This is a genomic window from Hyphomonas sp. TMED31 (genome assembly GCF_002172815.1).
Taxonomy (GTDB): domain Bacteria; phylum Pseudomonadota; class Alphaproteobacteria; order Caulobacterales; family Hyphomonadaceae; genus Hyphomonas; species Hyphomonas atlantica.
The window spans coordinates 35,035-44,805 of sequence record NZ_NHCK01000077.1; the positions used below are offsets into that span (position 1 = coordinate 35,035).

Genomic DNA, 9,771 nt, shown 5'->3' on the forward strand with positions numbered 1-9,771 from the left:
AGTTATGCTAATGCTATGGCTCGGAGATCTCTTATTTTCGGAACAATTGCCTGATTTGTTGAAGTGAATATAATTTTAATTTGATATGCACTATACTCTGGTAAATTGTCCATTGTAAATTCATAATCTGAATATTCATTATCATTTCCATTTATTGGGACAAAAGTATCGGGTAATCCATTATTATTTCTTGGGTCCAATATTTCAGAATTGTTTCCAAGATTGTTATATCCAGGAAATAACTCAAATGCTGGATTGCTTGGACCATCATCTCTAAAGATTTTATATAAAGCTCTAATATCAGTTCCAGATGGTCTATTCCCAAGTAACATTAATTTGATAGAAGTTGCTGGTTGTTCTAACCTAATTGGTCTTGTTAGATATACTGCAGAGTGTGGTTCAGTAAAAGAATTCATAATATCCCCATTACTTGCAAAATCTTTGACTGGATTATTGATCCTGTTTGTAGATAAGATTGCATTAACTCTAGTAATATCTACAACTGGAGATAAATCTTTGTGTTTTGTGCTTAAATTTAACTCTAAGGTTAAGGATCTTGATCCAGGAAGATNTGCTAAGAATTGCTCTTCATTTACTCTNGAAGCCACCATTCTTGGGGAATCAAAATAATTATTCTCATTAAGAACAACAGGTTCAAATCCCATATCTTCAAAAGATGGTTGTGATACTTCATTTTCATAAGCACCAATGCTGGTTGCAGAAATAGTCCTTACATTTGCATCAATTGTTGTTTCTCCTGGAGTAAAGGTCTGAACATTTGGGTGAAGTATTTCGAACTGCATGTTCTTACTTGACTTGACATTAACCCCACCCAATCTCTTTGTTTCGGAGAAAAATAGTTTTGGAAGACTTCCAGAACCACTTCTATCAGCTAAAATAGTGGTAGAACCATCCAATATTCCGGAAGTATCAATTTTGACAAAATAATCATCCAATGTTCTTGAAGTCCCAATCGATACGCTAACATTTGCGAAATTGTGTTGAGTATTAAGTCTAGCTAAACATATGCCATTAAATTCGTATTTTTCTACATAATTATTAGCAGTATGTGAACTTGGAATAGTATTAAATACTCCTCTAGTAATTCCAGAAAGGCCAGTCATATTAGAATTTATTGATGTATATCTGATAATTTCATTATTGATTTTTACATAACCTGGGTTAGTATCAGAAACTTCTAAATTTTCAAAGAACATATATGAATCGACATCAGAAGTATTTCCTGTTTCGGCAATTATGATGTCATCAGTAGAGGTTTTTGTCATAGAATCTAATAAAATTAACTCTTTGACATCGGTCCTTATATTAGACAATCTTACAAAATTGTTTGAGGAATGCATTCCATGACTATGGAATAAAACATTCATATGAAGACCATCTCTAGTATTGTCTGGGAATACGCTTGCGATATTGGGCATTTGAGTAACTAAAGTAACTCCTATTCCAGTTGAATCTATGTATTGTATTTCNTTATTTGGATTATAATTTCCCTGCACGTTATCTACAAATAATGTATTTGTGGTAGATAAATTGACGACTGATAATTTTGGAGTTTCTCCCCCAATTTTGGAAAAATTAGTTTGATCTATAGACAATCTTTGGCCAACTTGGTATCCAGTTCCTCCATCAAAAACGGTAACGATACCAACAACTCCATTTTCAACGACAATACTACATGTTGCACCAGATCCTGTTGCGGAGGTGAGTGAAATATTTTCATAAGTCGCCCTACCATTCCCGGCTAATGGAATAATTCCCACTCCAGGATCATCAATATTCACACTCAAACTAGTTTTATATGATGGAACATCTAAACCACTTCCAGTGACATCTACGGACATAGATCCACCCAGACCAACAATTCTTCCCTCAAAGTTGGGATTTCCTCCTTGTGTTATTGCCACACCAGGAGAAATGCTAGAGAGATGATCTTCTGCAATTGATGATGTTATTCCAATCTTAATTTGGCGAGAACCGGTGATAATAGGATTATCTCTCAATCTTCTAATGTGATTATTATCCTCAGAAAGAATGGGACTATAGAATCTTACAGTTCCATTAGTTTCTTTGAATTTAGCTTTATTGATTTTATAGGCCAGATCTTCAAATTGATTTGGCGACCAAGTAGATCCATTCTGCGATTTAAATAGAACACCTGCAGAAGGTTGCTGCGAGACGATATTTTGAGTGGAACTATCGTCATCAGTACTTGAAAATATATCAATTTCTCCCATTCTAGCGATATAAACAGTATAATCATCTGAGTTAGATAATAAAGTTATTCCGTATTCTCTATTAGCTTGTAAATATACCAAAGATGGAAATGTGAATCTAGTGGAAACTATTGTTCCATCTCCGGTCGCATCAAATACATTTACATTTTCTGGTTCTAGTGTAACTTCTCCAAATGCAGGTATTGTTTGAGTTGGAATACCATTTCTTAAAGATCTTATTTGTAAAGTAATCGGAATTGCCTCCGATTTTGTTCTAAAATAAATGTCAATGCTACTAATGAATACTCCATCTCCGTCACCAGTAATGAATGACTGACAAAGTGGATCAATCCACCTTGTGTCTTCTACAACTTCTTCTTCAGCAATATTGGTTGTTGTTTCCGTTCTAGTCTCAATATCAATTCGTTGTTGAGGCTCTACATTCCTCGTCTCTACCGTAGCATTTCTAATATGAATTTCATCTTGCTGAAGATTTTCCAGTTCTCCCTGAGCAAAGAAATTTCTTTCTGCAGATGTATTTACAAACCCTCCGGTCGAAGAATTGGTAGGACTATCTGTTAATCTAAAAGTTTTTGTTCCCGTTTCAAATTTTGGATTTTTTACTACCGAAGAATCTGGAATAAATAAACAACCACGAACAGAACCATTTTCGTCAGTTACTAAACGAAGACCTGATATTGTTGCCTGAGCTCCACTAGTTAGACCAGTTAACTTCATACCTATCCCAACCCATCCAAGACCATTATCGTCAATACTAGATAATCCAAAAGTGTCTACATTGAGAATGCTGGAAGATTCTGAATAGTCAGATTCCATAGTAGAATCTGGATCATATGGAATATTCGTATATGTTGCTGTTGGTTTATTATATGGACCATACTTATGATTTGCCTTTGCCAATCTAAATCTTATTCTGGGATTTGTTCCATCACCAACAATATCTGGATTATCTTCGGGCATCAATCCTTGAACAGTCTCTCCAACTTCAAATTCTCCAGATACATTGGTAACTTCAAGTAGTTTTGGAATTATAAATGAATTAAAGTTAACACCATCAAAGAATGGATATACTCTTGTAAGTGGTTTTAGTCTTTTAGAAATAAATTCAATATTCCTAATTCTCATGAAAGGAATAATATCCCTACTTACAACTTTATTTCCAAGTTTCTGTATATCTATAGATTCTGTAACCTGATATTGCACTCCTGTTCTATTGAATTCCTGTCTAGTTGTAATTGTAGTATCTTGTTCTGTAAATACCGTGTCAGTTCTTCTTCTAGCAATTTCTACGTTGCCAATTCCACTATCAGCTGTTCCAAATCTGGCACCGCCACCTCTTTCAAACTTCACCTGTTGAAGTTCTAAAGCTTCCTGAGTTCCTGGTCGAATGCCTTGCCTCTGTAAATTTCTAAGAAATCCTTGTCCTAGAGCATTTCCTGCCCCGCCTTCTACAAATTGATATCGTGTTTCCTCGCCCGCATTTCTAGCAATAAGTATTCCAGAGGCATCTGGAGAACCAAAACGCCGGATAAGTCTTTGGCCAGCAGGACTATCAGCATCTATTCTAAACGTTCTAATACCATTCGAATCCACTGTAGATGGTGCAATAGCCTCTGACAAAGAGTCGATCAAAGCATTTGCAAGTTCATTATCGCCAGAGTTCATCACCCTACCAGCACCATTCGACATTATGTGGACTCTACTCCAATCTTCCACGCCGGTTTTTTCCCAGTTACTTTCTCCCTGAATTCTACTAGTTTCTCTCACTGGTCCAATAGAAGATTCCTCAGTTCTTCCTGCAATATTTTCTTCCCAAGCATTCCATTGAATAGCAGACCACCCATCAGCTTCGGGTGGATATGACTTCATAAATGCTTCATAGGATCCTTCAACTTTGATAGCATTTACTTCTAATTGATTTGTTGCGACCCAAACATCAGACTCTGGTTCCAATTCAATCGATCCGGACCAATTTGAAATATTAAATGGGTTTACATTTTCAGTTCTTGTTGCAGATATTTGAGACTGATACTCTTCTTCATCGTAATCCAAAGTAATAAGATCCCCAGTCTTCTTTACATTTGGATTTCCTAAATCTGTTACAAATGCCAAATCAGCATTAGGTGTAGTTACACTGGTAACACCAGGAATTGCACTAGAACCTAATTGAAGATCTATTGCTGGTGTATTGTGAGAAGGTCTGCATAGATTATTTTTAGTGTCGATAGAACATCCCCAACTAGGATCCTTTGTATTAGCGAGCTGTAATGTGCCGAAATTATCAACATAGAATCCCGACTTAAATCTGTCTAATCCAGTTGTTGGATCTTTTATAGTTAATGAATTTGTATCAGTTTCTAATAATGAAAGTGAAGTATAGAATTCGACATTAGAAAGTCTACTTTCAAGTTTAGCAATATCCTTCATGGTATATCGCTTGTGATCAGATTTTATAAACTTTACCTGTTTAGCATCAAATACATATGGGGGTAAATATGCAGTTCCTAATAAGAGAGAAGAATCTTCATTTGATGGTTCTCTTGGAGTTCTGGAAGCAACCCCCTTTTGTACTGTAAATTTACCATTTCTTGTTAAATAAATTTTATCAATTCTTCCAACATAATGATTAAATGCAATTTCTAAATTAGTTTTAGGAGTTACTGTAAATTGAGTGTGGTCTGATGAATTAGAAAAATCTTTCCCATCAAATTCAAAAGGAGATCTTGTGTTTGTTGCTAAATCATAGTCTTTTACTTTTGGTCTAAAATCTATAAGATCACTATTTCGTATTAGATTACCTTTAGATGATGTAAACGATATTGATTGATATATATCGGAAGGATAACTATTAGCACTATAAAAATCTCCTCGGTCTGTAGATTCGGTCGAAAATTTCTGATAAATTACTCTTATTTTTCTCTTGGGTTCAAAATTTGAAGATCTAATTATTTTTGAATAATCATAATATTCTGACCTAATTCCACTATCAAAATAATAATCGCCAAAAATATCATTATCACCAATAGTTGTTGTTAAAATTTTTGCAGTAATTGATGAAGTTAATGAAAAAATGCTTTCTTCCGGTAAAAACTTCTCATCATTCATATACTGAATTTCTAACCTGTTATTAGCAACATCTTTACTTACAACCAAGGCCTTGGCAACACCAAAAAGCGATTGTATGGTTTCGCCAATAACAAAAGCACCCACATTTGGGAGAGAACCAGTTACATCAGTTAAAACTAATGATGGTAACTTTGGATCGCTGGTATCTTTAGATTCATATATCCCATAAACTCTATAAACATCTGGACAGTTGAGTGAAATTAACTGATCTTCCACCCTGGTTCCATATACTGAAGAATAAACTAATCCATTATTTAGAGTTGTAGTTCCAATTCCTGCCGATGTATATTTTGATCTAGATATTGTAAGATCGCCGATAGTATTGAATTTTTTTTGCTTAGATCTTACAGATTTTTTATTTAATGTTGCAATAAATGTTGAATTTACAGATCCTTGAATACCAGGAATTATATCGTTTATTCCAGATATGGTTATAACTTTACTTCCGGTTACAACTGTATTATTTCTAAATATTGGAATTATTTGGCCGCTTTCGTTTACTAATTCATAGTTTCCGTCAATATCTTTCCAAGATATATTTTCTTCATCTTGAAATTCTGCTATAGAATTTAAATCTATAGTAAAACTACCGGAAGAAGAGTCTACTGCAAATTGATATGTTAAATTAATATCTCCTTGTGTAAGATCTATAGAAGACACATTTTCATACTTTAACCGAGTGAAAAATTCACCATTTCTTGAGTTAAATGTTGGCCTTAAGATTCCAACAGAGGTAGTCTGTGTTCCTCCTCGAATTAAAGAACCTCTATTTACACCAGTTACTGTTGAGACTCCAACAATAGTTAAATTTTTTCCATTCGAATCTACTTCTTCAACTTTATTGTATGTCAGTTGCGGATCACTTATTTCATCTACGCCATTTACTATGCGTGGATTTGGATTTGAGTATATAACAATATCATTTGGTCTGACAATATTTGATAATAAAGTATTAGTGCAGGTTAAAATTCCAACACTCGCATTCATGTTTCCAGATATCTGGAATTCTGATCCAACTTTTGAGAGAGAAATTACCTTATCTAGAACTGTATCCGCATTAAAATGAGTTCCAAGTCCAGAATACTCATCCTTGCTTTGAAATACTGATTTAACATCTCCCAGATTAAAATCATTAACACTGGTGGTTAATATTTTATTTCTCTCCACTCCGTTAATAACTAAAGATTCATTCTTTATAAATTGTCCAGAAACGTTAGTGAGAGTTAGAATTACATTTTGAGAATGAAAAGCATCGTATTTTAAGAATCCTGTTGCCCCACTAGATTTTCCTTCTATGAAAGCCGGAGCACTAAGATGATTATCAAAGGGGGCTAATGTATTAATTCCTACCTGACTATATGTTTGAATATCATAAAGATACAATTGATATTGTGAAGAATTATTCTCATAAGGTTTGTTAGAAATTATATCTACAACTCTTGCAGTTCCTACTGTAGTAAATCCAACATGATTAATTTCTGGACCACCAATACCTGGTCCACCTGTTGTTTCGTTCCTTCTCTCACTTCTTAATTCGATTATACTGTTTTGATCAAATCCAACCAGTGGCAATCCAGATACATTATTAATTTTAACAGTAGTGCCATTTTCAATATTTATTCCAGATGTTGGTACACCTACAGAATTTCTTGGTTTCTCCACATCCAAATATTTTGGAGATATAGTTTCTATGTCATACCCCTTAACGTATGCCTTTCCGGGCATAATTTTATATGTTAATAAATCATCGGATACATCATTGCCTTCTGGCGTTACAGTTCCCCTATCATATAAACCTTGATTTCCCGAATAATTATTTAAAGTTTCTTTTGGAAATACTTCAAAGGGTTTTATTATATAATCTCCCGATTCTTCATAAGTTCTTCTCGCTAATTCGTCTCGAATTAAATTGTATTGAGATCTATCAACAAACTTTTCTGTAACTCCTTTATTCAGTCTAGCTATTTCTACAAAATTTTCATTATCTATATCATTAAAATCTTTTTTGAATAATTCTAAATCAATTTTAAGTCTATCTGCACCTGGTGCAGCATAATTTGAAAATCCTTGAGAGTTATCATTAAGAGATGGGTCATCCATAGAATTTACTATGGATTCTTTTACTAATAAACCTATTCTTACTGACGGAACACTATTATATTGATCTAATATGATAGTTTGTTTACCTACCTTTACAAAATTTCCCCGAACAAAATATACGCCATCATTAATAGTTGCTGCAGATGCTATAAAACTAGCACTAGTTGAGATAGTATTCGCAAAAGTATTTCCAGCCTGAATTAAGGTAGAACCATAAATTATATTTGAATTTGTTATCAATGATTCTCCAGATTGAAAAACCTGAAATTCTGAATTTGGATTTGAATTTACATACTTTATATAAAGAGTAACAAAACCTTCTTCAGACTCGGTAGAATCTAAAACTTTTGACACTTTGGCTGTAACACCACTGGTTGCGCCTTTAATAGTTACTCCGATCAATTTATCAATATAAGATGATACCGGAACTCCGAAAAAAGAAGAATCAATTTTTATACCATAATAGGTAAGATCAATTCCTAAAGCACCTGGGATTATTTGAGAACCTTCTTTGAAAAGATGATCTCCAAATTTTTCAATTTGATCTTGAAGTATACTTTGCAGAGTCGTTAGTTCTCTTGCTTGTACTGGAAATCCTGGCTTGAATAAAACTTTATGAAAATTTTTATTTTCATCAAAGTCGTCAAAGTAAGGAGAAATGTTGAGATTAGTTTGCTGGGGCATGTTATTAGAATTCTATAATAATTTTGATATCTTCTTTTTGGTTTCTGGATCTCGGGATAGACTCTCGGTTATCAACATAAATTATATCTCCAGATCTGGGTTTGATCTCTGGATTGGCAACCCCGTTTACAAATTCCTGACCAAGATTATATGTTCTATTATTTATTGTTGTTGTTGAACCATTGAATGAGCCATCTATTTCCAGACCATTTGGAGATGGGTTGTCTGGTTGTCCTACTATAAGACTTCCCCCGCTTCCAATGCTACCAGTAAATCTATGAAGTTTGTATCCATATTCTGGTTCTTCCCCATATGCCGGAGAACTAGGCCCACCTTTTGGTTGAGTTAATACAAGACTTCTGTCCTGCCAAAATTTTAGAATTTGTGTAGATTTATCATACGACGCAACTCTACCTATAGATGTTGATCCAGTACTTATGGTTTGAATAATACGCTCATCATCAGTAAATGATAAACTAGAGGACCCTACACCAGTCAATTTAAGTGCATATAATCCAGAAGCAGTAGATTCATTAAACTGAGAAGTTCCATCAAATTTTAATGGATTTTTTAATACTCCTAATCTAGAAAAACTATTACTAGAAATTACATCTGGATTTTGAAATTGTAAATTTTCAAATCTACTATAAAGCAATACTTTATTACACCCCAATTCTCTATAAATGTCTTTTCCATGTCCCCCCTTTGGGGGTATTATAACGTCAAAGTTTGCTATAGTGGTGCTTCCTATTCCAGTATGGGTGATATTAGAAATATCCAAAGTTCCATAACTATATCCAGATCCACTATTAGTTACTAATACATCAACAACTTTTCCTTCGGAAGAAATTGTAATCGAAGCCTCAGCACCGGACCCATCTCCAATAATTGGTATGTTATTAATTGTATTTGCGGATCCGTAACCGATTCCAGAATTAGTTATTACTGCAACTTCAATCGATCCATCAACAGACGCATCTCTTATTAAACTTACTTCAGGATTCGTTGGCCAATTTTGAGGAACTGGTATGAAATTTGTAGAATCAAACTTAATTGCATCATTTGGACTTATGGTGTATAGATACTTCCAAATATACTTATCACTACCATCCCCGGCAGATTGTGGTGTTGAAGTTGTATGAGTTGGTTCGTTGACTGAAGGTCTTCCTTGAGGATTGCTAGTATCCGTTCCATTTTGCAAACAAATATAAACTCTAAACTGGCTCGTTAGAACATAGAATTTAGAATCATACAGTCTTGTAGAATTTGTCGCGGGACTTCTATTAATTCTAGAGTAGTCATTTCTATACATTTCATAAGTTTCGCCAGAAATCCATTCATATTTCTTTACTACCTGCCTAACATCACTGGGAGTTATCTTTGATAATGCTACGATATTATCAAACGCACGATTTTCCTCATCAAAACTATCAATTGGGTCTGGTATATTAGTTTCCCAATTACTATCTATTTCGTCGGTGTTAGGTACTGATAAAAAAGCATAGTAAGAATTATTAACATCCTCTACAGAAGATATAAATTCCGAAGCTCTTAATATTCTAAACTGATCAGTTAAAATTGCTGACATTTTGTACTTTTTTCTTTA

Annotated in this window: 2 protein-coding genes; both read right to left on the bottom strand. The window is 34.0% G+C overall.

The window, feature by feature from the left end:
• Positions 1–2 precede the first annotated feature (2 nt).
• A complete protein-coding gene (locus CBB91_RS11670; protein WP_345906848.1) occupies positions 3–8,165 on the bottom strand; it encodes a DUF4815 domain-containing protein in 8,163 nt (2,720 codons plus the stop codon).
• Positions 8,166–8,169: 4 nt separating this feature from the next.
• Complete coding sequence (locus CBB91_RS11675) at positions 8,170–9,753, bottom strand: hypothetical protein (protein ID WP_345906849.1); 1,584 nt, start codon at positions 9,751–9,753, stop codon at positions 8,170–8,172.
• Between the last annotated feature and the right edge of the window lie 18 nt (positions 9,754–9,771).